This is a genomic window from Clavibacter davisi (assembly GCF_052751415.1).
On sequence record NZ_CP199882.1, the window covers coordinates 1,918,032 to 1,942,058 of the forward strand.

19 protein-coding genes are annotated in these 24,027 nt (G+C 70.4%); 6 read left to right on the top strand and 13 right to left on the bottom strand.

The features are described from left to right. Window positions 1-98: 98 nt before the first annotated feature. Window positions 99-1,019 (bottom strand): heme o synthase, encoded by a 921-nt coding sequence (locus ACU4ZT_RS09090; RefSeq protein ID WP_063071797.1) that lies wholly within the window; start codon window positions 1,017-1,019, stop codon window positions 99-101. 173 nt (window positions 1,020-1,192) lie between these two features. Between ACU4ZT_RS09090 and tkt the strand changes: the two genes are divergently transcribed. The 6 genes from tkt (at window position 1,193) to pgl (ending at window position 9,487) form a co-directional block, all read left to right on the top strand. Further along, window positions 1,193-3,283: a transketolase gene (gene tkt / locus ACU4ZT_RS09095; protein ID WP_445337048.1), complete on the top strand. Its 2,091-nt coding sequence runs from the start codon at window positions 1,193-1,195 to the stop codon at window positions 3,281-3,283. Between the two features lie 154 nt (window positions 3,284-3,437). Further along, window positions 3,438-4,553: a transaldolase gene (gene tal / locus ACU4ZT_RS09100; RefSeq protein WP_063071795.1), complete on the top strand. Its 1,116-nt coding sequence runs from the start codon at window positions 3,438-3,440 to the stop codon at window positions 4,551-4,553. Further along, window positions 4,550-6,145: a glucose-6-phosphate isomerase gene (locus ACU4ZT_RS09105; RefSeq protein ID WP_445337049.1), complete on the top strand. Its 1,596-nt coding sequence runs from the start codon at window positions 4,550-4,552 to the stop codon at window positions 6,143-6,145. Before tal ends, ACU4ZT_RS09105 begins: the two co-directional genes overlap by 4 nt. A gap of 38 nt (window positions 6,146-6,183) precedes the next feature. Continuing rightward, complete coding sequence (gene zwf, locus ACU4ZT_RS09110; protein WP_063071793.1) at window positions 6,184-7,725, top strand: glucose-6-phosphate dehydrogenase; 1,542 nt, start codon at window positions 6,184-6,186, stop codon at window positions 7,723-7,725. After that, window positions 7,722-8,720 (top strand): glucose-6-phosphate dehydrogenase assembly protein OpcA, encoded by a 999-nt coding sequence (locus ACU4ZT_RS09115; protein ID WP_414747909.1) that lies wholly within the window; start codon window positions 7,722-7,724, stop codon window positions 8,718-8,720. The genes zwf and ACU4ZT_RS09115 overlap by 4 nt, the downstream gene beginning before the upstream one ends. After that, window positions 8,717-9,487, top strand: a complete 771-nt coding sequence (gene pgl / locus ACU4ZT_RS09120; protein ID WP_063071791.1) for a 6-phosphogluconolactonase — start codon at window positions 8,717-8,719, stop codon at window positions 9,485-9,487. Before ACU4ZT_RS09115 ends, pgl begins: the two co-directional genes overlap by 4 nt. Window positions 9,488-9,646: 159 nt before the next feature. On the opposite strand, the gene ACU4ZT_RS09125 is transcribed toward pgl, so the two are convergent. The 12 genes from ACU4ZT_RS09125 to coaE form a co-directional block, all read right to left on the bottom strand. Continuing rightward, window positions 9,647-10,015 (bottom strand): RNA polymerase-binding protein RbpA, encoded by a 369-nt coding sequence (locus tag ACU4ZT_RS09125; protein WP_053774592.1) that lies wholly within the window; start codon window positions 10,013-10,015, stop codon window positions 9,647-9,649. 11 nt (window positions 10,016-10,026) lie between these two features. Then, window positions 10,027-10,278, bottom strand: coding sequence for a preprotein translocase subunit SecG (gene secG / locus ACU4ZT_RS09130; RefSeq protein ID WP_012038429.1), 252 nt, complete (start codon window positions 10,276-10,278; stop codon window positions 10,027-10,029). Between the two features lie 139 nt (window positions 10,279-10,417). Next, entirely contained in the window at window positions 10,418-11,221 is an 804-nt protein-coding gene (gene tpiA, locus ACU4ZT_RS09135; protein WP_445337050.1) for a triose-phosphate isomerase, read from the bottom strand. Further along, window positions 11,212-12,426: a phosphoglycerate kinase gene (locus tag ACU4ZT_RS09140; RefSeq protein WP_063071789.1), complete on the bottom strand. Its 1,215-nt coding sequence runs from the start codon at window positions 12,424-12,426 to the stop codon at window positions 11,212-11,214. Before ACU4ZT_RS09140 ends, tpiA begins: the two co-directional genes overlap by 10 nt. A gap of 6 nt (window positions 12,427-12,432) precedes the next feature. After that, complete coding sequence (gap, locus tag ACU4ZT_RS09145; protein ID WP_445337051.1) at window positions 12,433-13,440, bottom strand: type I glyceraldehyde-3-phosphate dehydrogenase; 1,008 nt, start codon at window positions 13,438-13,440, stop codon at window positions 12,433-12,435. A gap of 124 nt (window positions 13,441-13,564) precedes the next feature. Then, the gene (locus tag ACU4ZT_RS09150) at window positions 13,565-14,191 is read right to left on the bottom strand and encodes a superoxide dismutase (protein ID WP_063071787.1); all 627 of its coding nucleotides are present in this window, start codon (window positions 14,189-14,191) and stop codon (window positions 13,565-13,567) included. Between the two features lie 188 nt (window positions 14,192-14,379). Further along, window positions 14,380-15,360, bottom strand: coding sequence for a DNA-binding protein WhiA (gene whiA, locus ACU4ZT_RS09155; protein ID WP_445337052.1), 981 nt, complete (start codon window positions 15,358-15,360; stop codon window positions 14,380-14,382). 29 nt (window positions 15,361-15,389) lie between these two features. Continuing rightward, the gene (gene rapZ, locus ACU4ZT_RS09160; protein WP_063071785.1) at window positions 15,390-16,265 is read right to left on the bottom strand and encodes an RNase adapter RapZ; all 876 of its coding nucleotides are present in this window, start codon (window positions 16,263-16,265) and stop codon (window positions 15,390-15,392) included. A 74-nt stretch (window positions 16,266-16,339) separates the two neighbouring features. Beyond that, window positions 16,340-18,268, bottom strand: coding sequence for an excinuclease ABC subunit UvrC (gene uvrC, locus ACU4ZT_RS09165; protein WP_270981485.1), 1,929 nt, complete (start codon window positions 18,266-18,268; stop codon window positions 16,340-16,342). Next, window positions 18,268-21,189 (bottom strand): excinuclease ABC subunit UvrA, encoded by a 2,922-nt coding sequence (uvrA, locus tag ACU4ZT_RS09170; RefSeq protein ID WP_063071783.1) that lies wholly within the window; start codon window positions 21,187-21,189, stop codon window positions 18,268-18,270. Before uvrA ends, uvrC begins: the two co-directional genes overlap by 1 nt. Before the next feature lie 80 nt (window positions 21,190-21,269). Further along, entirely contained in the window at window positions 21,270-23,336 is a 2,067-nt protein-coding gene (gene uvrB, locus ACU4ZT_RS09175; protein WP_094129737.1) for an excinuclease ABC subunit UvrB, read from the bottom strand. 10 nt (window positions 23,337-23,346) lie between these two features. After that, window positions 23,347-23,961: a dephospho-CoA kinase gene (coaE, locus tag ACU4ZT_RS09180; protein WP_270981488.1), complete on the bottom strand. Its 615-nt coding sequence runs from the start codon at window positions 23,959-23,961 to the stop codon at window positions 23,347-23,349. Window positions 23,962-24,027 lie beyond the last annotated feature (66 nt).

Here is a 24,027-nt window from a genome sequence, read left to right on the forward strand (position 1 = left end):
GGCGCGGGCTCCGCGGTCGGGGCCGACGAGGCGTCAGACGGCGGACCCGCGGGTGCCGCCCACGCTCACCGCGGGCGACCCCGTCGAGACCGTGCGGATCAGAAGGGCAGGAGGGGGTCGATGCCCACCGCGAGGAACAGGAGCGACAGGTACGAGATGGAGGCGTGGAACACGCGCATCGGCTTGATCGGCTCGTGGCGCACCGCGAGGTCGTACAGGCGGTGGGTCTCGTAGACGAACCAGCCGCCGCCCGCGAGGGCCGCGAGCGTGTAGACGAGGCCCATGCCGGCGACCGGGATCAGCAGCAGCGAGCAGGCGAGCGTGGCCCACGCGTACAGGATGGTCTGGAGGCCCACGGCCGCGCGTCCGCGGACGACCGCGAGCATCGGCACGTTCACCGAGGCGTAGTCGTCGCGGTACTTCATCGACAGCGGCCAGTAGTGCGGCGGCGTCCAGAGGAACACGATCATGAAGAGGATGACGGGCGCCCACGAAATGTCGCCCGTGACCGCGGCCCAGCCGATGAGGACGGGCATGCACCCGGCGGCCCCGCCCCACACGATGTTCTGCGGCGTGCGGCGCTTGAGCCAGAGCGTGTAGACGAAGACGTAGAAGAGGATCGCGGCCAGCGAGAGCGCGGCGGCGAGCCAGTTCGAGATGACGCCGAGCCACACGATGCTCGCGACGCCGATGATCCAGGCGAAGACCAGGGCCTCGCGGTCCGACAGCTCGCCGGTGACGAGGGGCCGGCGCTGCGTGCGCTTCATCACGCGATCGATGTCACGGTCGATGTAGCAGTTGAACGCGTTGGCGCTGCCGGCGCTGAGCGTGCCGCCGACGAGGACGCCGAGGATCAGCCACGGGTTCGGCCACCCGCCCTGGGCGAGGATCATGACGGGCGCGGTGGTCACGAGCAGGAGCTCGATGACGCGCGGCTTCGTCAGTGCGACGTACGCCTTGGTCTTCCTCGCCACGCCGATCGTCTCCCGATCGACCCGGCTCTGCACCGCAACGTTCATCGCACCTCTAACTCGCCGGAAATTCCCTCCCCATCGTAGGCCACGGCACCTGCGAGCCGAGCCGCGGGCGGCCTCCGGGACGGGCTCGGAACACCGAGGGCCGAGTGGGTGTTCCCTATACTGATAGGCGGTCCGGCTGGGCCTCCCCCCATCTTCAGAAGGGCTAGAACCAAGTGGCAGAATTGCAATGGGACCCCATCGACAGCAAGGCGGTCGACACCGCGCGGATCCTCGCCGCGGACGCGGTCGAGAAGGTCGGAAACGGTCACCCCGGCACCGCCATGAGCCTGGCCCCGGCGGCCTACCTCCTGTTCCAGAAGGTCATGCGACGCGACCCGTCGGACAGCACCTGGATCGGCCGCGACCGGTTCATCCTCTCGGTGGGCCACAGCTCGCTGACGCAGTACACGCAGTTCTTCCTCGGCGGCTACGGCCTCGAGATCGAGGACCTCCAGGCCCTCCGCACCTGGGAATCCAAGACCCCGGGTCACCCCGAGTACGGCCACACCGACGGCGTCGAGATCACCACGGGCCCCCTCGGCCAGGGCCTCGCCTCCTCCGTCGGCTTCGCCTACGCAGCCCGCTACGAGCGCGGCCTGTTCGATCCGGAGACGCCGGCGGGCGAGAGCCCCTTCGACCACTTCGTGTACGTCATCGCCGGCGACGGCGACATGCAGGAGGGCATCACCTCCGAGGCGTCCTCCCTCGCGGGGCACCAGGAGCTCGGCAACCTCATCGCGATCTACGACAGCAACCAGATCTCCATCGAGGACGACACCGACATCGCCTTCACCGAGGACGTGGCCGCGCGTTACGAGTCCTACGGCTGGCACGTGCAGCACGTCGACTGGAAGAAGACGGGCGAGTACGTCGAGGACGTCCAGGAGCTGTTCGACGCCGTCGAGGCCGCCAAGGCCGAGACGCGCAAGCCCTCGCTCATCATCCTCAAGACGATCATCGGCTGGCCCTCCCCGAAGAAGCAGAACTCGGGCAAGATCCACGGCTCCGCCCTCGGCGCCGAGGAGCTCGCGGCCGTCAAGCAGATCGTCGGATTCGACCCCGAGAAGAGCTTCGAGGTGCCGGACGGCGTCCTCGAGCACACCCGCCAGGCGATCGAGCGCGGACAGCAGCAGCACCGCGAGTGGGACGAGAAGCTCGCCGCGTGGGCCGAGGCGAACCCCGAGCGCAAGACGCTGCTCGACCGCGTCCTCGCCGGCGACGCCCCCGAGGGCCTCGACGAGGCGCTCCCCGTGTTCCCCGCGGGCAAGGACGTCTCCACGCGCGCCGCGTCCGGCAAGGTCATCAACGCCATCGCCGAGGTCATGCCCGAGCTGTGGGGCGGCTCCGCCGACCTCGCCGAGTCGAACAACACGACCATCGAGTCCGCGCCGTCCTTCGTCCCCGCCGAGCGCTCCACCGACATGTGGAAGGGCGACCCCTACGGCCGCGTCCTCCACTTCGGCATCCGCGAGCACGCCATGGGCGCGATCCTCAACGGCATCGTCCTCCACGGCAACACGCGCCCCTTCGGCGGCACGTTCCTCATCTTCAGCGACTACATGCGCCCGGCGGTCCGTCTCGCCGCGCTCATGAAGGCGCCGTCGATCTTCGTCTGGACGCACGACTCCGTCGCCCTCGGCGGCGACGGGCCGACGCACCAGCCGGTGGAGCAGCTCGCCAGCCTCCGCGCCATCCCGGGCCTCGACGTCATCCGCCCCGCGGACGCCAACGAGACCGCCCAGGCGTGGAAGACGATCCTGACGCGTCGCATGGGCCCCGCGGGTCTCGCGCTGTCGCGCCAGAACCTCCCCGTCGTCGAGCGCGGCACGGGCGACGCCACGGCCACCGAGTACGCCTCGGCGGCCGGCGTCGCGAAGGGCGCCTACGTCCTCGCCGACACCGAGGGCACGCCCGACGTGATCCTCATCGCCACGGGCTCCGAGGTGCAGTTCGCGCTCGAGGCCCGCGAGGCCCTCGCCGCGGAAGGCGTGCAGGCTCGCGTGGTCAGCGCCCCGAGCCTCGAGTGGTTCGAGGAGCAGGACGCGGCGTACAAGGAGCACGTGCTCCCCGAGGCGGTCGCCGCGCGCGTCTCCGTCGAGGCGGGCATCTCGCTCTCCTGGAAGCAGTACGTCGGGCACCACGGCCGCAGCATCTCGATCGAGCACTTCGGCGCCAGCGCCGAGTACGAGGTCCTCTACCGCGAGTTCGGCATCACCACCGAGGCCGTCGTGAAGGCGGCCAAGGAGTCCATCGCCTCCCTCTAGAAGCTGACGAGGAGCGGGGCGGCAGAGCTGCTCCGCTCCCCGCCGGCCCGGCCCGACCGGCCCGCCTCCCTAGGCTCGCCGGTCGGGTGCCCGGGAGGGGCGCGTGTGCGCGCCCCTCCCCCCAGAACCTCACAACCAGCATGGAGAAGGCAACATGACCGACACCACATCCCCCACCGCGCAGCTCTCCGCCGCGGGCGTCAGCATCTGGCTCGACGACCTGTCCCGCGAGCGCATCGACGCCAAGGGCATCGAGAAGGTGATCGCCGACCGCGACGTCGTCGGCATCACGACCAACCCCACCATCTTCGCGTCGGCCCTAGCCAAGGGCGAGGCGTACGACGCCCAGGTCCGCGAACTCGCGGCCGACGGCGCCGACGTCGACCGCGCGGTCTTCGAGATCACGACCCGCGACGTCGGCGAGGCGGCCCGGATCTTCCGCCCCGTCTACGACCGCACCGCCGGATTCGACGGCCGCGTCTCCATCGAGGTCTCCCCCGACTTCGCGAACGACACGCAGGCGACCATCGACGAGGCCCACAAGCTGTGGGACAAGATCGCCGAGCCCAACGTCATGATCAAGATCCCCGCGACCCGCGAGGGCCTCGAGGCGATCACCGAGGTCATCGGCGCCGGCATCAGCGTCAACGTCACGCTCATCTTCAGCCTCGAGCGCTACCGCGAGGTCATCAACGCGTACCTCACCGGCCTCGAGAAGGCGAAGGCGGCGGGCATCGACCTGTCGACCATCCACTCCGTCGCGTCCTTCTTCGTGTCGCGCGTCGACACCGAGATCGACAAGCGCCTCGACGCGCTCGGCACCGAGCAGGCCACCGCGCTGAAGAGCAAGGCCGGCGTCGCCAACGCGCAGCTCGCCTACCAGGCGTTCGAGCAGTCCTTCGCGTCCGAGCGCGCCCAGGGCCTCCTCGGCGCCGGCGCCAACAAGCAGCGCCCCCTCTGGGCCTCGACGGGCGTGAAGAGCCCCGACCTGCCCGACACGCTCTACGTCACGCAGCTCGTCGCCGCGGACGTCGTCAACACGATGCCGGAGAAGACGCTCGACGCGACCGCCGACCACGGCGTCATCGAGGGCGACACGATCACCGGCTCCTACGACGCCGCGAACGCGGTCCTCAACGAGGTCGACTCGCTCGGCATCTCCTACAAGGAGGTCACGGAGCTCCTCGAGAAGGAGGGCGTCGAGAAGTTCAAGGTGTCGTGGAGCGAGCTCATCGAGACCGTCACCAACGCCCTGGACGGCGCCAAGTGAGCGTCCGCATCGCGCTGAGCGGCGCGGCGGCCGCGGCCGTCGAGACCCACGTGCCCGCGCTGGTCGAGGCGCACGTCGCGTCCGGCATCACGGGCCTCGACGGCAGCCTCTGGGGGCCCGACGCCGAGTCCGAGGCCACCAAGCGCCTCGGCTGGACGCAGGCGGTCTCCGTCTCGCGTCCGCTCGTCGCCGAGATCACGGCGCTCCGCGAGGAGCTCCGCGGCGAGGGCGTCGACCATGTCGTCCTCGGCGGCATGGGCGGATCCTCGCTCGCGCCCGAGGTCATCACCCGCACCGCGGGCGTCGAGCTCACCGTCCTCGACTCGACCGACCCCGGTCAGGTCCTCGCCGCCCTCGGCGACCGCCTCGCCACCACGGTCGTGGTCATCTCGTCGAAGTCGGGCTCCACGCTCGAGACCGACAGTCAGAAGCGCGTCTACGAGAAGTCGTTCCGTGACGCGGGCATCGACCCGACCCGCCGCATCGTCATCGTGACCGACCCCGGCTCGCCGCTCGACGAGTCGGCACGCGCCGACGGCTACCGCGTGTTCAACGCGGACCCCGACGTCGGCGGCCGCTACAGCGCGCTGACCGCGTTCGGCCTCGTGCCGTCCGGCCTCGCCGGCGCCGACATCGGCGGCCTGCTCGACGAGGCGGAGGCCGCCTCCGCGCAGCTCGCCGTCGACGACGTGTCGAACCCGGGCCTCGTGCTCGGCGCCGCCATCGCCGGCACCTCGCCGCTGAAGGACAAGCTCGGCATCGTCTCCGACGGCACGCACATCGTGGGCTTCGGCGACTGGGTCGAGCAGCTCATCGCGGAGTCCACCGGCAAGCTCGGCACGGGCCTGCTGCCCGTCGTCCTGCCGACCGACGCCCCCGAGCTCTCGCTCGGCCTGGCGGACCTGCAGATCGCGCGGCTCGTCGCCGACGTCGACGCGCACGACGCCGCCGAGGGCGAGATCGTCATCAGCGGCACGCTCGGCGCGCAGATCCTCACGTGGGAGTACGCCGTCGCCGTCGCGGGACGCCTGCTCGAGATCAACCCGTTCGACCAGCCCGACGTGGAGGCCGCCAAGGTCGCCGCGCGCGGTCTGCTCGACGACCGGCCCGCACCACAGGCTCCCGTCGTCACGACGGACGGCATCGAGGTCCGCGGCACGAGCGACGTCACCGACGGCGCGACCGACGTCGGCTCGGCGATCGACGCCCTCCTCGCGCACGTCGGCCCCACGGGCTACGTGGCGGTCCAGGCGTTCGTCGACCGCCTCGCGCTCCCCGAGCTCGAGCGCCTCCGCGACGCCGTGGCCCGCAAGGCCGGCCGTCCCGTCACGTTCGGCTGGGGACCCCGGTTCCTCCACTCCACGGGGCAGTTCCACAAGGGCGGCACCCCCGTCGGCGTGTTCCTGCAGATCACCGCGGACGCGGCGTCGGACCTGGAGATCCCGGACCGCCCCTTCACCTTCGGCGAGCTCATCCAGGCGCAGGCCGCCGGCGACGCCACCGTGCTCGCCGAGCACGGCCGTCCCGTCCTGCGACTGAACCTGACCGACCCCACCACGGACGCCCGGGCTCTGCTCTCGACGCTCGAATGACCGCATCGCCGGATCCGTCCGGCAGATCGAGGAGTTACATGTCGCCGGTGGATATCACCCCGGAATTCAATCCCCTGCGGATCCCGTCAGACCGACGGCTGAACCGCATCGCGGGGCCCAGCAGCCTCATCATCTTCGGCGTGACGGGTGACCTGTCGCGCAAGAAGCTGATGCCGGCCGTCTACGACCTCGCGAACCGGGGGCTCCTGCCCCCCGGCTTCGCGCTCATCGGCTTCGCCCGGAGGGACTGGGAGGACCAGGACTTCGAGCAGGTCGTGTACGAGGCCGTCAAGCAGTACTCGCGCACCAAGTTCGACGAGGACGTCTGGCGCCAGCTGGCCCAGGGCATCCGATTCGTGCAGGGCACCTTCGACGACGACGAGGCGTTCCAGACGCTGAAGGACATCACGGAGGAGCTCGACCGCGAGCGGGGCACGATGGGGAACCACGCGTTCTACCTGTCGATCCCGCCGAAGTCCTTCCCGCTGGTCACCGAGCAGCTCCGCCGCTCGGGACTCGCGGAGCAGAAGGAGGGCCACTGGCGCCGCGTCGTCATCGAGAAGCCCTTCGGCAGCGACCTCAAGACGGCCCGCGAGCTCAACGCGGTCGTCGAGACGGTCTTCCCGCCGGACTCGGTGTTCCGCATCGACCACTACCTGGGCAAGGAGACGGTCCAGAACATCCTGGCGCTGCGCTTCGCCAACCAGTTGTACGAGCCCCTGTGGAACGCGAACTATGTCGACCACGTGCAGATCACCATGGCCGAGGACATCGGCGTGGGCGGTCGTGCCGGGTACTACGACGGCATCGGCGCGGCGCGCGACGTGATCCAGAACCACCTCCTGCAGCTCCTCGCCCTCACGGCCATGGAGGAGCCCGTCGCGTTCGACGCGTCGAGCCTCCGGGACGAGAAGGAGAAGGTGCTGTCGGCGGTGCGCCTGCCGAAGGACCTCTCCACCGCCACCGCCCGCGGGCAGTACGCCGGCGGATGGCAGGGCGGCGAGGAGGTCGTGGGCTTCCTCGACGAGGACGGCATGGACCCCGAGTCCCTGACCGAGACCTACGCGGCCATGCGGCTCGACATCAACACCCGACGCTGGGCCGGCGTGCCGTTCTACCTTCGGGCGGGCAAGCGCCTCGGCCGCCGCGTGACGGAGATCGCGGTCGTGTTCAAGCGCGCGCCGCAGAACCTCTTCGCGGAGGACCAGACCTCGGCGCTCGGGCAGAACGCGCTCGTCATCCGGGTGCAGCCCGACGAGGGCGTCACCATCCGCTTCGGCTCCAAGGTGCCGGGCGCGGGGATGCAGGTGCGCGACGTCACCATGGACTTCGGCTACGGCCACGCCTTCACGGAGGCGAGCCCGGAGGCGTACGAGAGGCTCATCCTCGATGTGCTGCTCGGCGACCCGCCGCTCTTCCCCCGCCACCAGGAGGTCGAGCTGAGCTGGAAGATCCTGGACCCCATCGAAGAATTCTGGCGCACGCAGGGCCAGCCCGAGCAGTACCGTCCGGGCACCTGGGGGCCGGCCTCGGCCGACGAGCTCCTCGCCCGCGACGGACGGACCTGGAGGCGGCCATGAGAGTCGATCTGCCGAACACCACCACCGCCAAGATCTCGAAGGCGCTCGTCAAGATCCGCGAGGAGGGCGGCGCGGTCGCCCTCGGCCGTGTCCTGACGCTCGTCATCTCGACGTCGCACGGCAGCGAGGAGGAGGCCATCGAGGCCGCCAACGACGCGTCGCGCGAGCACCCGATGCGCGTCATCGTAATCTCCACCGAGCGCGGCGCGCAGACGTCGACGACGGCCGAGTCGGCTCGCGTCGACGCGGAGATCCGCGTGGGCGGCGACGCCGGCGCGAGCGAGGTCGTCGTGCTCCGCGTGTACGGCGCGGCCGCCGAGGACGAGGAGAGCCTGGTCACCGGTCTCCTCCTCCCCGACGCGCCCGTCGTGGCGTGGTGGCCGCACGACGCGCCCGCGGTCGTCAGCCAGTCGCCGCTCGGCCGCATCGCGCAGCGCCGCATCACGGACTCGTCCACGAGCAGCAACCCGCGCGTGGCCCTGCAGCACCTGGCCGAGACGTACGCGCCGGGCGACACGGACTTCGCCTGGACGCGTCTCACCCTGTGGCGGGCGCTGCTCGCCGCGGTTCTCGACCAGCCGCCGTACGAGCCCGTCACGCAGGTGGAGGTGTCCGGCGCCGCCGACTCCCCCTCCACCGTGCTGCTGGCCGCGTGGCTGGGCCTGCAGCTGCAGGTCCCGGTGCTGCACGAGGTCACGACCCGGGCCACGGGCTCGAGCGGGATCCACGGCGTGCGGCTCCACCGCGCGTCCGGCGTGATCGACCTCGACCGGCCCATCGCGAACGTGGCGACGCTCAAGCAGCCGAACCAGCCGACGCACGATGTGAGCCTCCCGCGCCGCAGCCTCCGGGACTGCCTGGCCGAGGAGCTCCGGCGCCTCGACCCCGACTCGCTCTACGGCGACGTGATCCGTCACGGCCTCGAGCGGTCGACCGCGGGCCAGGGGTACATCACCGCGTCCACCACCGCACGGAAGGACTCGGCCGACCGATGACGAACGACCGCAGGGTGCTCGTGCACCCCGACAAGAAGGCCATGACCGGCTCCGTCGCCGCGCGCTTCCTCACGAAGCTCGTCGACATCCTGGATGAGGAGGAGACGGCCAACGTCGTCCTCACCGGGGGGACGGTGGGCCCGAGCATCCTCGCGGCCGTGAACGAGTCCGCGGCGCGCGACAGCGTCGACTGGACCCGCGTCCACTTCTGGTTCGGCGACGAGCGCTGGCTCCCGCAGGGCGACCCCGAGCGCAACGACACCACGGTGCGCGAGGCCCTGCTCGACCACATCGACCTGCCCGCCGAGAACGTCCACGCCATGGGCGCGAGCGACCAGGGCTCGAGCCTGGACGAGGCCGTCGCGGCGTACACGGAGGAGCTCGCCGAGCACGCGAACGGCGAGACGACCCTCCCCCGCTTCGACATCACCTTCCTGGGTGTCGGGCCGGACGGTCACGTCGCGTCGCTGTTCCCGGACAGCGAGGGCATCCGCACGATGGACGCCGCGGTCATCGGCGTGCGCAACTCCCCGAAGCCGCCGGCCGAGCGCATCTCCCTCACGCTGCCGGTGCTCAACTCGTCGCTCCGGATCTGGATGGTGCTCGCGGGTCCGGACAAGGCGTTCGCGCTGGGTCTCGCCCTCGCGGGAGCCGACCGCACCGAGGTGCCCGTCGCCGGCATCAAGGGCCGCAAGCGGACGGTGTTTTTCATCGACCGCGAGGCCGCTGCGGACGTGCCGGAGAACCTCCGGCTGTCGTCCTACTGACGACGGCAGCCGGTGCGAGCCGGACGATGCCGTGACGGGCGGGTCTCCTCGTGAGGCCCGCCCGTCGTCGTCCACCCGGCCGCCCGCCGCACACGCGGAACGGAGAACGCCCCCGTCCGATGGACGGGGGCGTTCGTCGTGATGACGCGGTGCGGTGGGCTACTTGGTGGCCTTCACGGTGCCGCGGCGGGCGCGGAGCTGCTCCAGCGCCTCCTCGAGGAGCTGGCTCGCCTCCTCCTCGCTGCGACGCTCCTTCACGTAGGCGAGGTGCGTCTTGTAGGGCTCGAGCTTGGCGACCGACGGCGGGTTGGCCTTGTCGCGCCCGGCCGGCAGACCCGACTGCGGGGAGTCGATGGTCTCGGGGATCTCCTCCTCGGGCAGGTTCGCCGCGAAGTGGCGGACGGTCTCGTTGCCGAGGGCGTCCCAGTACGAGATCGAGATGCGCTCCGCGTGGAAGCCGCGGTCCTGCTCGCCCATGGGGCCCGCGCCGACGCGCGAACCGCGGATGGCGCTTCCTCCTGATGCCATGTGGCTGCTCCCTACAATCCGGTGTCGAACTTGGTGATCAGCCCGAGGACCACGATGCACGTGACCCAGACGAGGCCGAGGATGACGGTGATGCGGTTCAGATTCCGCTCGGCCACGCCCGACGAGCCGAGGCTCGACGTGGTGCCGCCCCCGAACATGTCGGAGAGACCGCCGCCCCGCCCCTTGTGCAGCAGGATGAGCATGGTCAGCAGGAGGCTGGTGATTCCCAGAACCACCTGCAGGACTACCTGGAGGATTTCCACGTGCGGCCTTTCGGGTGCGGTGCTGTGGCCGATTCGACCGGTGAACGGCCGATGGGCCGCTGTCGATTATAGCGGGCGCCTGGATGCGGCGAGCCGCCCGCGCCCGGATGGACGCGAACGGCTCGTGGACACCCGCGGATCAGACCCCGACGTGGGAGCGGAACCGCGCGATGGCGGAGAACTCCTGGACGTCGAGGCTGGCGCCGCCGACGAGCGCGCCGTCGACGTCGGGCTCGCGGAGGAATCCCGCGATGTTGCCGGACTTGACCGAGCCGCCGTAGAGGATCCGCGTCGCCGCGGCCGCCTCGTCGCCGAGAAGCTCGGCGACGACGGCCCGGAGGGGCGCCGCCACCTGCTGCGCCTGCTCGGGCGTGGCCGCCGTGCCGGATCCGATGGCCCAGACGGGCTCGTAGGCGACGACCACGTCGGCGCCCTTCGGGAGACCCTGGAGCGCGACGCGCAGCTGGGCCACGGGGACGGCGCTCGCGCCGTGCTCCTCGAGGTCCGCCGCGGTCTCGCCCACGCAGATCACCGGGACGATGCCGTGCTGCACGGCGGCCGCCGACTTCGCGGCCACCTGCTCGTCGGTCTCGCCGTGCAGCGTGCGCCGCTCGGAGTGGCCGACGATGACGTACCGGCAGGCGAGCTGCGCCAGGAACGACGCGGAGATCTCACCCGTGTACGCGCCCGACGCACGCGCGGACACGTCCTGCGCGCCGTAGGCGATCTCGAGCTTGTCCGCCGTCACCAGCGTCTGCACGCTGCGGATGTCGGTGAAGGGCGGGAACACCGCCACCTCCGCGTCCGTCGAGTCGTGCTTGGCGTCCTTGAGGCTCCAGGCGAGCTTCTGCACGAACGCGATGGCCTGGAGATGATCCAGGTTCATCTTCCAGTTGCCCGCGATGAGGGGCGTGCGCCCCTGCGGGCGATCGGTCACTGCCATCCGAGGACCTCCAGTCCCGGCAGGCGCTTCCCCTCGAGGAACTCGAGGCTCGCGCCGCCTCCGGTCGAGATGTGACCGAAGCGGTCATCATCGAATCCGAGCGCGCGGACGGCTGCGGCGCTGTCGCCGCCGCCGACCACGGAGAGCCCCTCGACGCGAGTGAGCGCGTCGGCGACCGTCTTCGTGCCGGCCGCGAACGGCTCCAGCTCGAAGACGCCCATGGGGCCGTTCCAGAACACCGTCGTGGAACCGCGGATGATGCCCGCGAACGCGTCGGCGGTCTCGGGCCCGATGTCGAGCCCCAGCCCCTTCGCTCCCGCGGGCGTCTCCTCGATCGCGTCGGCACGCGTGACCTGGTGGGCGGCATCGGCGGAGAACCCGTCGGCGACGACCACGTCGGTGGGGAGCACGATCTTCACGCCGCGCTCCTCCGCTTCGGCCAGGTAGCCCTTGACGGTCTCGACCTGGTCCTCCTCGAGGAGGCTCGCGCCCACCTCGTGGCCCTGCGCCTTGAGGAACGTGAACAGCATCCCGCCGCCGATGAGCAGCGAGTCGACGCGCGGCAGCAGGTGGCCGATCACGCCGAGCTTGTCGGACACCTTGGATCCGCCGAGGACGACCGTGTAGGGCCGCTCCGGGTTCTCCGTCAGGCGGTCGAGGACCTCGAGCTCGCTCGCGATGAGCGAGCCGGCGGCGCTGGGGAGCGCCGAGGCGAGCTCGAACACGCTGGCCTGCTTGCGGTGCACGACGCCGAAGCCGTCGGACACGAACGCGTCCCCGAGCTGGGCGATCGACTCCGCGAAGCCGCGGCGCACGGCCTCGTCCTTGCTGGTCTCCTCCGCGTGGAAGCGGAGGTTCTCGAGCACGACGACGTCGCCGTCGCCGAGCGCGTCGACGGCCGCACGGGCCGAGTCGCCCACGGTGTCGGTCGCGAATGCCACGTCGGCGCCCAGCAGCTCGCCGAGGCGGGCCGCGACGGGACGGAGGCTGTACTTCTCGTCGGGCGTGCCGTCGGGGCGGCCGAGGTGCGAGATGACGACGACGCGGGCCCCGGCCTCGCGGAGACCCGTGAGGGTCCCCAGCGAGGCGCGGATGCGCCCGTCGTCACCGATCACGCCGTCCTTCAGGGGGACGTTGAGGTCGCAGCGCACGATGACGCGGCGTCCCCGGAGATCCCCCAGGGAGTCGATGGTGCGGAGTGCCACGGCCGGTTACAGGCGGTCGGCGACGTACTCGGTGAGGTCGACGAGGCGGTTGGAGTAGCCCCACTCGTTGTCGTACCACGACGCGACCTTGACCTGGTTGCCGATGACCTTCGTGAGGCCGGCGTCGAAGATCGAGGAGTGCGGGTCGTTGACGATGTCGCTCGAGACGATCGGGTCCTCGGTGTACTTGAGGATGCCCTTGAGGGGGCCCTCGGCGGCGGCCTTGTACGCCGCGTTGACCTGCTCGACCGTGACGTTCGCCGTGGTCTCGATGGTGAGGTCGGTGATCGAGCCGGTGGGCACGGGCACGCGGAGCGCGTAGCCGTCGAGCTTGCCGACGAGCTCCGGGATGACGAGGCCGAGCGCCTTGGCGGCACCCGTCGACGTGGGGATGATGTTGACGGCGGCGGCGCGGGCGCGGCGCAGGTCGCTGTGCGGGCCGTCCTGCAGGTTCTGGTCGGCCGTGTAGGCGTGGACCGTCGTCATGAGGCCGCGCTTGATGCCGAACTCGTCGAGGAAGACCTTGGCGAGGGGCGCGAGGCAGTTCGTGGTGCAGGACGCGTTGGAGATCACGTCGTGGGTGGCGGGGTCGTAGGTGCCCTCGTTGACGCCGAGGACCAGGGTCGCGACGTTGTCGCCCGTGGCGGGCGCGGAGACGAGGACCTTCTTGGCGCCGGCGGTGATGTGCTTGCGCGCGTCCTCCGCCTTGGTGAAGCGGCCCGTGGACTCGATGACGATCTCGACGCCCAGCTCGCCCCAGGGGAGGTTCGCGGGGTCGCGCTCCTCGAGGACGCGGATGGCCTTGCCGTTGACGACGATGTTGTCGCCGTCGAGCTCGACCGTGGCGTCGAGGCGGCCGGTGATGGAGTCGTACTTGAGCAGGTGCGCGAGCGCCTTGTTGTCGGTGAGGTCGTTCACCGCGACGATCTCGATGTCGCTGCCCTTGGCCAGCGCTGCGCGGAAGTAGTTGCGGCCGATGCGGCCGAAGCCGTTGATGCCGATCTTGACGGTCACGAGTTCTCCTGGGGTTCTGCGCGCGCGGAGGCGGCGGGTGGGTGGTGGAGGTCCGGGGCGGGAGTCCCGGCGTGCGATGTCCGCGGGCGGCCGGGGTCTCCCGGCCGGCCGCCCGCGGATGCGGCTACGACAGGAGGAAGAGGCCCTGCGTCTTCGTGCGGGTCGCCTCGAAGCGCGCCTGCACGTCGGCCCAGTTGACGATGTTCCAGAACGCCTTGACGTAGTCGGCCTTGACGTTGACGTAGTCGAGGTAGAAGGCGTGCTCCCACATGTCCAGCAGCAGGATGGGGACGGTCGCCGCGGCGAGGTTGCCCTGGTGGTCGTAGAGCTGCTCGATGATGAGCTTCTCGCCGAGGGAGTCCCACGCGAGGATGCTCCAGCCCGAGCCCTGGATGCCGAGGGCCGACGCGGTGAAGTGCGCCTGGAACTTCTCGTACGAGCCGAAGAACTCGTCGATGGCGGCGGCCAGCTCGCCGGTGGGCTTGTCGCCGCCGTCCGGGCTGAGGTTGTTCCAGAAGACCGTGTGGTTGACGTGGCCCGCGAGGTTGAACGCGAGGTCCTTCTGCAGCTTGTTGACGAAGGTCAGGTCGCCGGCGTCGCGCGCCTCCTGCAGCTTGACGAGGGCGGTGTTCGCGCCGTCGACGTACGTCTTGTGGTGCTTGTCGTGGTGCAGCTCCATGATGCGGCCGCTGATGCTCGGCTCGAGGGCCGAGTAGTCGTACGGGAGGTCGACGAGAGTGTAGTCAGCCATAGGTGTATCTCCTCTTCATTGCCCGGGGGCTCCCGGCCACAGGCCGGGGGTGGGTGACGGGTCGAGTCTAGTCCGGCGGCCCTCCGCGCCACCTGGCCGGATGACGTCCGGCGTCCGGCGGGTCACCGCGGCCCGGTGCGGGCTCGGCACGGCGCAGATGCCCGGATCGGAGGGGTCGCGGCAGCGGCTCAGACGTCGTCGAGGTCGGCCGGCAGGTTCGCGTCGGTGCCCGGGAGGCCCTCGTCGACGGCCTTCTTGTCGGCCATGGCGAGCAGGCGGCGGATGCGGCCCGCGACGGCGTCCTTCGTCATGGGCGGGTCGGCGTGGTGGCCGAGCTCGTCCAGGCTGGAGTCGCGGAACCGGAGGCGGAGGTCGCCCGCGTACTTGAGGTGCTCCGGAATGTCCGGGCCGAGGATCTCCATGGCCCGCTCGACACGCGCGCACGCGGCGACGGCGGCCTGGGCGGAGCGGCGGAGGTTCGCGTCGTCGAAGTTGACGAGCCGGTTCGCGGTGGCGCGGACCTCGCGGCGCTGGCGCATCTCCTCCCAGTTGAGGACGGTGCCCTGGGCGCCCATGACGCGCAGCATCTGCCCGATGGCGTCGCCGTCGCGGATCACGACGCGGTGCACGCCGCGCACCTCGCGGGCCTTGGCGCTGACGTCGAGGCGGCCGGCGGCGCCGACGAGCGCCATGGCGGCCTCGTTGCCCGGGCAGGTGACCTCGAGGGCGGCCGATCGCCCCGGATCCGTGAGGGTGCCTGCGGCGAGGAACGCGCCGCGCCAGACGGCCGCGATCTCCTCGCGCGAGCCCGTGGTGAGACGGTTCGGGAGGCCGCGGATCGGGCGACGGCGGGCGTCGAGCAGGCCCGTCTGGCGGGCGAGCGTCTCGCCGCCCTCAATCACGCGGACCAGGTAGTGCGTGGCGCGGCGCATGCCGGAGGCCGGGACCACCGAGATGTCGCTGCGCACTCCGTACAGCTCCGCGAGGTCCTTGCGGACGCGCCGGGCCAGCATGGGGGTGTCGAGCTCGGACTCCACCGCGATGCGGTTGGAGATGAGGTGGAGCCCGCCGGAGAAGCGCAGGATGGTGGCCAGCTCGGCGGCCCTCACCGTGGTCTTGCTGACCTCGACGCGTGACAGTTCTTCCTTGACGTCCGAGGTCAGAGGCAAATGCTTACTCCCTTGATGAGATGGGTGCCCTACTCCCGGCCGAGGTCGCGGTGCTTCGTGCTGACAGCGACGCCGGGAAGGGCGCGGAGGAGGCTGGAGAGCTCCTCGGCGACGGCCACCGAGCGGTGCTTGCCGCCGGTACAGCCGATAGCGATCGTAGCGTGTCTCTTGTTCTCGCGCTGGTACCCCGCGAGCACCGGGGAGAGCGCGCGGGCGTAGGCCCGGACGAACTCCTCGGCCCCCTCCTGGCCCAGCACGTACTCGCTGACGGCCTTGTCACGACCCGTCAGCGGGCGGAGCTCCGGGGTCCAGAACGGGTTCGGCAGGAATCGCATGTCGGCCACCATGTCGGCGTCCGCCGGGGTCCCGTACTTGAAGCCGAAGCTCATGACGGTGACGCGCACGCCGGCGTCGTCCGCGCCGCTGAACTGCTCGGTGATGGCCGTGGCCAACTGGTGGATGTTGAGCTCGGAGGTGTCGATGACGAGGTCGCTGGCCTCGCGGATCTCGATCATGCGCGCGCGCTCGGCCGCGATGCCGTCGAGCAGCGTGCCGTTGCCCTGGAGCGGATGCGGTCGGCGCACCTGCTCGAAGCGCCGCACGAGCGCCGCGTCGGTCGCCTCGAGGAAGAGGACCCGGAGCCGGGGACCCGTGCCGAACGTCTGGAGGATGTCGCGCAGCTCGGAGAAGAAGTCGCCGCCGCGGACGTCGACCACCGCGGCGATCTTGGGGAGGGACGTTCCCGCACGGCCGGCGAGCTCGACGAGCGGCTTGAGCATCTGCGGCGGGAGGTTGTCGACCACGTACCAGCCGAGGTCCTCCAGCGCGTTGCCGACGGTGGAGCGGCCCGCGCCGGACATGCCCGTGACGATCATGACGTCCTGCTGGGGGTTCTCCACGCTCATGCGGGCTTGCACCTCTCGTCGCGCTGTCGGTGGATCCAGTCTAGGTGCGACCCACGACCCCGGGTCGGGCCCGATCAGGAGCGGAGGCGCTCGTACACGGCCTGGGCGAGCGTCGGTCCGATGGTGCGGACCGCGGCGATCTCCTCCACCTCGGCCTGCTTGAGCTTCGCGACCGAGCCGAACTGCTGGAGCAGGCGCTGCACGCGCGACGGCCCGAGCCCCGGGATCTCGTTGAGCACCGACGTGATGTCGCGCTTCCGCCGGGCGCGCTGGTGCGTGATCGCGAACCGGTGCGCCTCGTCGCGGATGCGCTGGATGAGGAAGAGGGCGTCGCTGTTGCGCGGCAGGATGATGGGGTAGTCGGAGTCCGGCAGCCAGATCTCCTCGAGGCGCTTCGCGATTCCCGCGAGCTGGATCCCCGTGACGCCCGACTCCTCGAGCGCCCGCTGGGCGGCGGCGACCTGCGGCTGCCCGCCGTCGACGATGAGCAGGTTCGGGCTGTAGGAGAACTTGTTGACCGGGGGCGCCTCGCCGAGCTCGGGCGGAGCGGCATCCGCCGGCACCTCCGCCTCCTTGCCGAGGTAGGCGAGGCGGCGCGTGATGACCTGGTGGATGGACTCGGTGTCGTCCGTGGAGTCGGCGATGTTGAAGCGGCGGTACTGGTCCTTGCGCGGCAGGCCGTCCTCGAAGACCACCATGGACGCGACGATGTTCGTGCCGCTCAGGTGCGAGACGTCGTAGCACTCCATGCGCAGCGGCGCGTCGGGCATGCCGAGCGCCTCCTGGATGTCGGCCAGCGCCTTCGAGCGCGTGGTGAAGTCGGAGCTGCGGCGCGTCTTGTAGAGCATGAGTGCGTTCTGCGCGTTGGTCGCTGCCGTCTGCGCGAGCGCGGCCTTGTCCCCGCGCTGGGCGACCCGCAGGTCGACCTGCCACGAGCTCGGTCGCCCCCGGCGGACGGTGCCGTCGTCCTCCCCCGCCGCCCGTCGCTGGCTCAGCCACAGCTCGAGTTCGGCGGCGTCGGCCGGCAGCTCCGGGACGAGGACCTCGCGCGGCGGATGCGCCTCGTCCTCGTAGGCGTTGTGGAGCACCGTCTCGACGAGCTCGCCGATGCCGATGTCGAGCTCCTTGTCGACCACCCACGTGCGCGTGCCCCGGATGCGTCCGCCGCGGACCATGAACTGCTGCACTGCCGCGGCGAGCTCGTCCGCGGCGATGCCGAACACGTCGGCGTCGACACGGTCGTCGAACACGACCGCGGTCTTCGAGAGCGCGGCCTCGAGGGCGCCGATGTCGTCGCGGTGGCGGGCGGCGGCCTCGTAGTCCATCTCCGCGGCGGCGTCCTTCATCCGCTGGGTGAGCTGGCCCACGTACTTCGAGTCGTTGCCCGCCATGAAGCTCACGAAGTCGTCCGCGATCTCGCGGTGCTCCTCCTCCGAGACGCGGCCGACGCAGGGCGCGGCGCAGCGGCCGATGTCGCCCAGCAGGCACGGGCGGTTGGTCTGGCGGGCGCGCTTGAAGGTGCTCTCGGAGCAGGACCGCACGGGGAAGACCTTGAGCATGTGGTCGACCGTCTCGCGGATGGCCCACACCTTCGTGTACGGCCCGAAGTACTTGGCGCCGCGGATCTTCCGGTTGCGGGTGACCATGACCCGCGGGTACTCCTCGCCCAGCGTGACCGCCAGGTACGGGTACGACTTGTCGTCCCGGAACTTGACGTTGAAGGGCGGGTCGAACTCCTTGATCCACGTGAACTCGAGCTGCAGAGCCTCGAACTCGCTGCCGACCACGGTCCACTCCACCCCGGCCGCGGACGTGACCATGCGACGGGTGCGCTCGTGCAGGCTCTCGAGCGGCGCGAAGTAGTTGGCGAGGCGGGCCCGGAGGTTGTTCGCCTTGCCCACGTAGAGCACGCGATCCGCGGCGTCGCGGAAGCGGTACACGCCCGGCGACGTGGGGATCTCCCCCGCCGCCGGACGGTACCCGACGGTGTCGGCGCGGGCCATCAGACGGCCGCGCGCTCCTCGCGCGCACGCGACGACGCGACCGCGGAGGCCTCCGCCTCGGCCTCGAATACCTCGCGGAGGAACCCGCCGGTGTAGCTCTCCGGCACCGTGGCGAGGTGCTCGGGGGTCCCCGTCGCCAGGACAGTGCCGCCGCCCGCGCCGCCCTCGGGGCCCATGTCGATGAGCCAGTCGGCGGACTTGATGACGTCGAGGTTGTGCTCGATGACGATGACGGTGTTGCCCTTGTCGACCAGGCCGTTGAGCACGAGCAGGAGCTTGCGCACGTCCTCGAAGTGGAGCCCCGTGGTCGGCTCGTCGAGCACGTAGACGCTGCGCCCGTTCGACCGTCGCTGCAGCTCCGTCGACAGCTTGACGCGCTGCGCCTCGCCGCCGGAGAGGGTCGTGGCGCTCTGCCCGAGACGCACGTAGCCGAGGCCCACGTCGACGAGCGTCTTCATGAAGCGGTGGATGGCCTGAATCGGCTCGAAGAACTCCGCCGCCTCGCTGATGGACATGTCGAGCACCTCCGCGATGCTCTTGCCCTTGTAGTGCACGCTCAGGGTGTCGCGGTTGTAGCGCGCTCCCCCGCACACCTCGCACGCCACGTACACGTCGGGCAGGAAGTTCATCTCGATCTTGATGGTGCCGTCGCCGGAGCACGCCTCGCAGCGCCCGCCCTTGACGTTGAAGCTGAAGCGGCCGGGCAGGTAGCCGCGCGCCTTGGCCTCGGTGGTCTCGGCGAACAGGGTGCGGATCCGGTCGAACACGCCCGTGTAGGTGGCCGGGTTCGAGCGCGGGGTGCGGCCGATGGGGTTCTGGTCGACGTGGACGACCTTGTCGAGGTTCTCGAGACCCGTGACGCGGGCGTGCTTGCCCGGGACCTTGCGCGCGCCGTTGAGCTCGTTGGCGAGCACGCGGTACAGGATGTCGTTCACGAGCGACGACTTGCCCGATCCGCTGACGCCCGTGACGGCCGTGAGCGTGCCGAGCGGGAACGCCGCCGTGACGTTCTGCAGGTTGTTGGCGCGGGCGCCCACCACCTGGATCTGCCTCTTCCTGTCGATCTTGCGGCGCTTCGCCGGCGTCGCGATGGCTCGACGGCCCGCGAGGTAGTCGCCCGTGAGCGACTCGCGGTTCTCGATGAGACCCGCGTAGGAGCCGGAGTGGACGACCTTGCCGCCGTTGACGCCCGCGCCCGGTCCGATGTCGACGATCCAGTCGGCCGTGCGGATGGTGTCCTCGTCGTGCTCGACGACGATGAGCGTGTTGCCGAGATCGCGGAGCTTCACGAGCGTCTCGATGAGCCGGCGGTTGTCGCGCTGGTGCAGCCCGATGGAGGGCTCGTCGAGCACGTAGAGCACGCCCGTGAGACCGGAGCCGATCTGCGTGGCCAGGCGGATGCGCTGCGCCTCGCCGCCCGAGAGCGACGCCGCGGCGCGCGCCAGGTTGAGGTAGTTGAGGCCCACCTCGATGAGGAAGTCGAGCCGCACTCGGATCTCGCGTAGCACCTGCGCGGCGATGTGCGCCTCGCGATCGGTGAGCTCGAGCTGCGCCATGAAGGTCTGCGCGTCGGAGAGGCTCATCTCCGCGACGTCCGCGATGTTCGCGCCGTGCACGAGCACCGCGAGCACCTCGGGCTTCAGGCGCTTGCCGTCGCACACCGGGCACGGGATCTCGCGCAGGTACTCGCCCCAGCGGGCGCGCTGGTTGTCGGTCTCGGCCTGGGCGAACTGGCGCTCGATGTAGGGCATGACGCCCTCGAAGCCGGAGGAGTAGGTCATCTCGCGGCCGTAGCGGTTCTTCCACTTGACCTGGACCTCGAAGTCGTTGCCGCGGAGGACCGCCTCGCGGACCTCCTCCGACAGCTTCCGCCAGGGCGTGGTGAGCGAGAACTTCAGATCGCGCGCGAGGCCCGCGAGCAGCTTCTCGTAGTACTGGAAGAGGCCCTTGCCCTGCGTGGTCCACGGCAGGATGACCCCGTCGGCGATGCTCAGCGACTCGTCGCCGATGAGCAGCTCCTGGTCGACCGACATGCGCGTGCCGAGGCCCGAGCACTCGGGGCAGGCGCCGAACGGGGCGTTGAAGGAGAACGTGCGCGGCTCGATCTCGGTGAGCTGGATCGGGTGGTTGTTCGGGCAGGACAGCTTCTCCGAGTACGTCTGGAGGCCGGCGGGGCCCTCGACGTCGACGAAGTCGATCATCACGATGCCGTCGGTGAGGCGGAGCGCGGTCTCGAGCGAGTCGGTGAGGCGCCCGAGGATGTCGTCGCTCGCGACGAGCCGGTCGACCACGACCGAGATGTCGTGCTTGTACTGCTTCTTGAGCTTGGGCGGCGAGCTGAGCTGGATGAGCTCCCCGTCGACGATGGCGCGCGAGTAGCCGCCCGAGGCGAGCTCGGCGAAGAGGTCGACGAACTCCCCCTTCTTCTGCGACACGATGGGGCTGACGATCTGGTACCTGGTGCCGGTCTCCAGCTCCATGAGCTGGTCGGCGATCTGCTGCACCGTCTGCCGCGAGATGCGCTCCCCGCACACGGGGCAGTGGGCGACGCCGATGCGGGCCCAGAGGAGGCGCATGTAGTCGAAGATCTCGGTGATGGTGCCGACCGTGGACCGCGGGTTGCGGTTCGTGGACTTCTGGTCGATGGAGACCGCGGGGCTCAGCCCCTCGATGAAGTCGACGTCCGGGCGGTCGACCTGCCCGAGGAACTGACGCGCGTACGCCGACAGCGACTCGACGTAACGGCGCTGCCCCTCGGCGAAGATCGTGTCGAACGCGAGGGACGACTTGCCGGACCCGGACAGGCCCGTGAAGACGACGAGCGAGTCGCGCGGGATGTCGAGGTCGACGTCGCGGAGGTTGTGGACGCGAGCGCCGCGGACGCTCAGGAGGGACGAGGACTCGACGGGGGAGATGGACACCCGTCCATCGTATGCGTCGCCACCGACACCTCCGACGGCGCGGGGGTCGGCGGCCATGGCCGCTCCCCCACGCCGACCCGTCAGGACAGGTGCCCGGCCTTCTCCATCTGCCGGAGCTCCCGCTTGAGGTCACCCAGCTCGTCGCGGAGGCGTGCCGCGAGCTCGAACTTGAGCTCGCCCGCGGCCTGCAGCATCTGGTCGTTGAGGTCGGAGATGATCGTCTCCAGCTCGTTCGCCCCTGCTGCCGCCTTGCCCTCGCGTCGGAGGTTCGGCGTGGGCGAGCGCTTGCCGCCGCCGCGCCCCTCGAGCATCTTCTTCGTGTCCTCGCCCTCGCGCGCCAGGATCTCCGTGATGTCGGCGATGCGCTTGCGCAGCGGGGTGGGGTCGATGCCGTGCTCGGTGTTGTACGCGACCTGCCTCTCGCGACGCCGGTCGGTCTCCTCGATGGCGCGCTTCATGCTGTCGGTGAGGACGTCGGCGTACATGTGCACCTCGCCGGAGACGTTGCGCGCCGCGCGGCCGATGGTCTGGATGAGCGACGTGGACGACCGCAGGAAGCCCTCCTTGTCGGCGTCGAGGATGGCGACGAGCGACACCTCCGGCAGGTCGAGGCCCTCGCGCAGCAGGTTGATGCCGACCAGCACGTCGTAGATGCCGGCGCGCAGCTCGCTGAGCAGCTCGACGCGGCGGAGCGTGTCGACGTCCGAGTGGAGGTAGCGCACGCGCACGCCCGCCTCGGCGAAGTAGTCGGTGAGCTCCTCGGCCATCTTCTTGGTGAGGGTGGTGACGAGGATGCGCTCGTCCTTCTCCACCCGGATGCGGATCTGCTCCAGCAGGTCGTCGATCTGGCCCTTCGTGGGCTTCACCACGATGGCCGGGTCCACCAGACCCGTGGGGCGGATGATCTGCTCGACCACGCCGTCGCCCATGCCGAGCTCGTACTTGCCGGGCGTCGCCGACATGTACACGGTCTGCGGCACGCGCTCGGTGAACTCGTTCCACTTCAGCGGCCGGTTGTCGAGCGCGCTGGGCAGGCGGAAGCCGTGCTCCACGAGCGTGCGCTTGCGCGACGAGTCGCCCTCGAACATGGCGCCGATCTGCGGGACCGTCACGTGCGACTCGTCGATGACCACGAGGAAGTCGTCCGGGAAGTAGTCGAGCAGGCAGTGCGGGGCCTCCCCCGCATCACGCCCGTCGATGTGCCGCGAGTAGTTCTCGATGCCGGAGCAGAAGCCGATCTGCTGCATCATCTCGATGTCGAAGTTGGTGCGCATGCGCAGCCGCTGGGCCTCGAGCAGCTTGCCCTCGCGCTCGAGCACGGCGAGCCGCTCCTCCAGCTCCTGCTGGATGGTGCCGATGGCCCGCTGCATGACCTCGGTCTCGGCCACGTAGTGCGACCCCGGGAACACGGACACCGAGTCCATCTTGCGGACCACGTCGCCCGTGAGCGGGTGCAGCGTGTACAGCGCCTCGATCTCGTCGCCGAACATCTCGATGCGGATGGCCAGCTCCTCGTACATGGGGATGATCTCGATGGTGTCGCCGCGCACGCGGAAGTTGCCGCGCGAGAAGTCGACGTCGTTGCGCTGGTACTGCATGGAGACGAACTTGCGGATGAGGGTGTCGCGGTTGATCTGCATGCCCACCTGGAGCGCGACCATCGCGTTCATGTACTGCTCGGGCTGGCCGAGGCCGTAGATGCAGGACACCGTGCTCACCACGACCACGTCGCGACGGCTCAGCAGCGAGTTGGTGGTGGAGTGGCGCAGGCGCTCGACCTCGGCGTTGACCGACGAGTCCTTCTCGATGAAGGTGTCGGTCTGCGGCACGTACGCCTCGGGCTGGTAGTAGTCGTAGTAGGAGACGAAGTACTCGACCGCGTTGTCCGGCATGAGCTCGCGGAACTCCGTCGCGAGCTGGGCGGCGAGGGTCTTGTTGTGGGCGAGGATGAGCGTGGGCCGCTGCACCTGCTCGATGAGCCAGGCCGCGGTCGCGGACTTGCCGGTGCCGGTCGCGCCCAGGAGCACGACATCCGGCTCGCCGGCGTTGACCCGGCCCGCCAGCTCGGCGATGGCCGTGGGCTGATCGCCGCTCGGGGAGTACTCGCTGACGACCTTGAAGGGGCGCACGGACCGGGTGGGCTGCATGCTCCCGAGTCTACGAGCGGCCTCCGACACCGCCGGACAGGTTCGCCCAGAGCCGATCCGTCTGCTCGAGCGTCGACGCCAGCGAGACGCCGGAGTCGATGACGTCGTCGGCGACCGCGAGGCGCTCCTCGTCGGACGCCTGCAGGGCGATGCGGCGCTCGGCCTCCTCGGGGGCCATGCCGCGGAGCTCGACGAGCCGACGGATCCGCTCCTCGCGCGGGGCGTGCACCACGACGATCCGCTCGAACTCGTCGCCGCGGCCGGACTCCACGAGGAGCGGGATGTCGTAGACGACGATCGCGTCGGGATCGGCCTCCCCCGCCTCTGCCATGCGCTGCGCGGAGAGGGCGCGGACGGCCGGATGGGTGATGGCCTCGAGGTCGCGGCGGGCGTCGGGATCCTGGAACACGATCGCCCCGAGGGCCGCCCGGTCCAGCGCGCCGTCGGCGGCGAGGACGGCATCCCCGAAGCGGCGGGCGATGTCCGCCAGCGCGGGCGAGCCCGGCTCGACGACCTCGCGGGCCAGCCGGTCGGCGTCGATGCGCACCGCACCGAGCTCCGCCAGCCGGTCGGCCACCACCGTCTTGCCCGCGGCGATGCCGCCCGTCAGTCCGATCACGCGCATGGATCCAGCCTAGGCGCGGGCAGGACGAGCCGCGTCCCGCGCGGGCCCCGCACGACGGAGGCCACC

Excerpts from the sequence above, each read along its gene's own strand:
- ACU4ZT_RS09090 (WP_063071797.1), bottom strand. The coding sequence starts at position 1,019 with ATGAACGTTGCGGTGCAGAGCCGGGTCGATCGGGAGACGATCGGCGTG.
- tal (WP_063071795.1), top strand. The coding sequence starts at position 3,438 with ATGACCGACACCACATCCCCCACCGCGCAGCTCTCCGCCGCGGGCGTC.
- zwf (WP_063071793.1), top strand. The coding sequence starts at position 6,184 with ATGTCGCCGGTGGATATCACCCCGGAATTCAATCCCCTGCGGATCCCG.
- ACU4ZT_RS09115 (WP_414747909.1), top strand. The coding sequence starts at position 7,722 with ATGAGAGTCGATCTGCCGAACACCACCACCGCCAAGATCTCGAAGGCG.
- pgl (WP_063071791.1), top strand. The coding sequence starts at position 8,717 with ATGACGAACGACCGCAGGGTGCTCGTGCACCCCGACAAGAAGGCCATG.
- ACU4ZT_RS09125 (WP_053774592.1), bottom strand. The coding sequence starts at position 10,015 with ATGGCATCAGGAGGAAGCGCCATCCGCGGTTCGCGCGTCGGCGCGGGC.
- tpiA (WP_445337050.1), bottom strand. The coding sequence starts at position 11,221 with ATGGCAGTGACCGATCGCCCGCAGGGGCGCACGCCCCTCATCGCGGGC.
- ACU4ZT_RS09150 (WP_063071787.1), bottom strand. The coding sequence starts at position 14,191 with ATGGCTGACTACACTCTCGTCGACCTCCCGTACGACTACTCGGCCCTC.
- rapZ (WP_063071785.1), bottom strand. The coding sequence starts at position 16,265 with ATGAGCGTGGAGAACCCCCAGCAGGACGTCATGATCGTCACGGGCATG.
- uvrC (WP_270981485.1), bottom strand. The coding sequence starts at position 18,268 with ATGGCCCGCGCCGACACCGTCGGGTACCGTCCGGCGGCGGGGGAGATC.
- uvrB (WP_094129737.1), bottom strand. The coding sequence starts at position 23,336 with ATGCAGCCCACCCGGTCCGTGCGCCCCTTCAAGGTCGTCAGCGAGTAC.
- coaE (WP_270981488.1), bottom strand. The coding sequence starts at position 23,961 with ATGCGCGTGATCGGACTGACGGGCGGCATCGCCGCGGGCAAGACGGTG.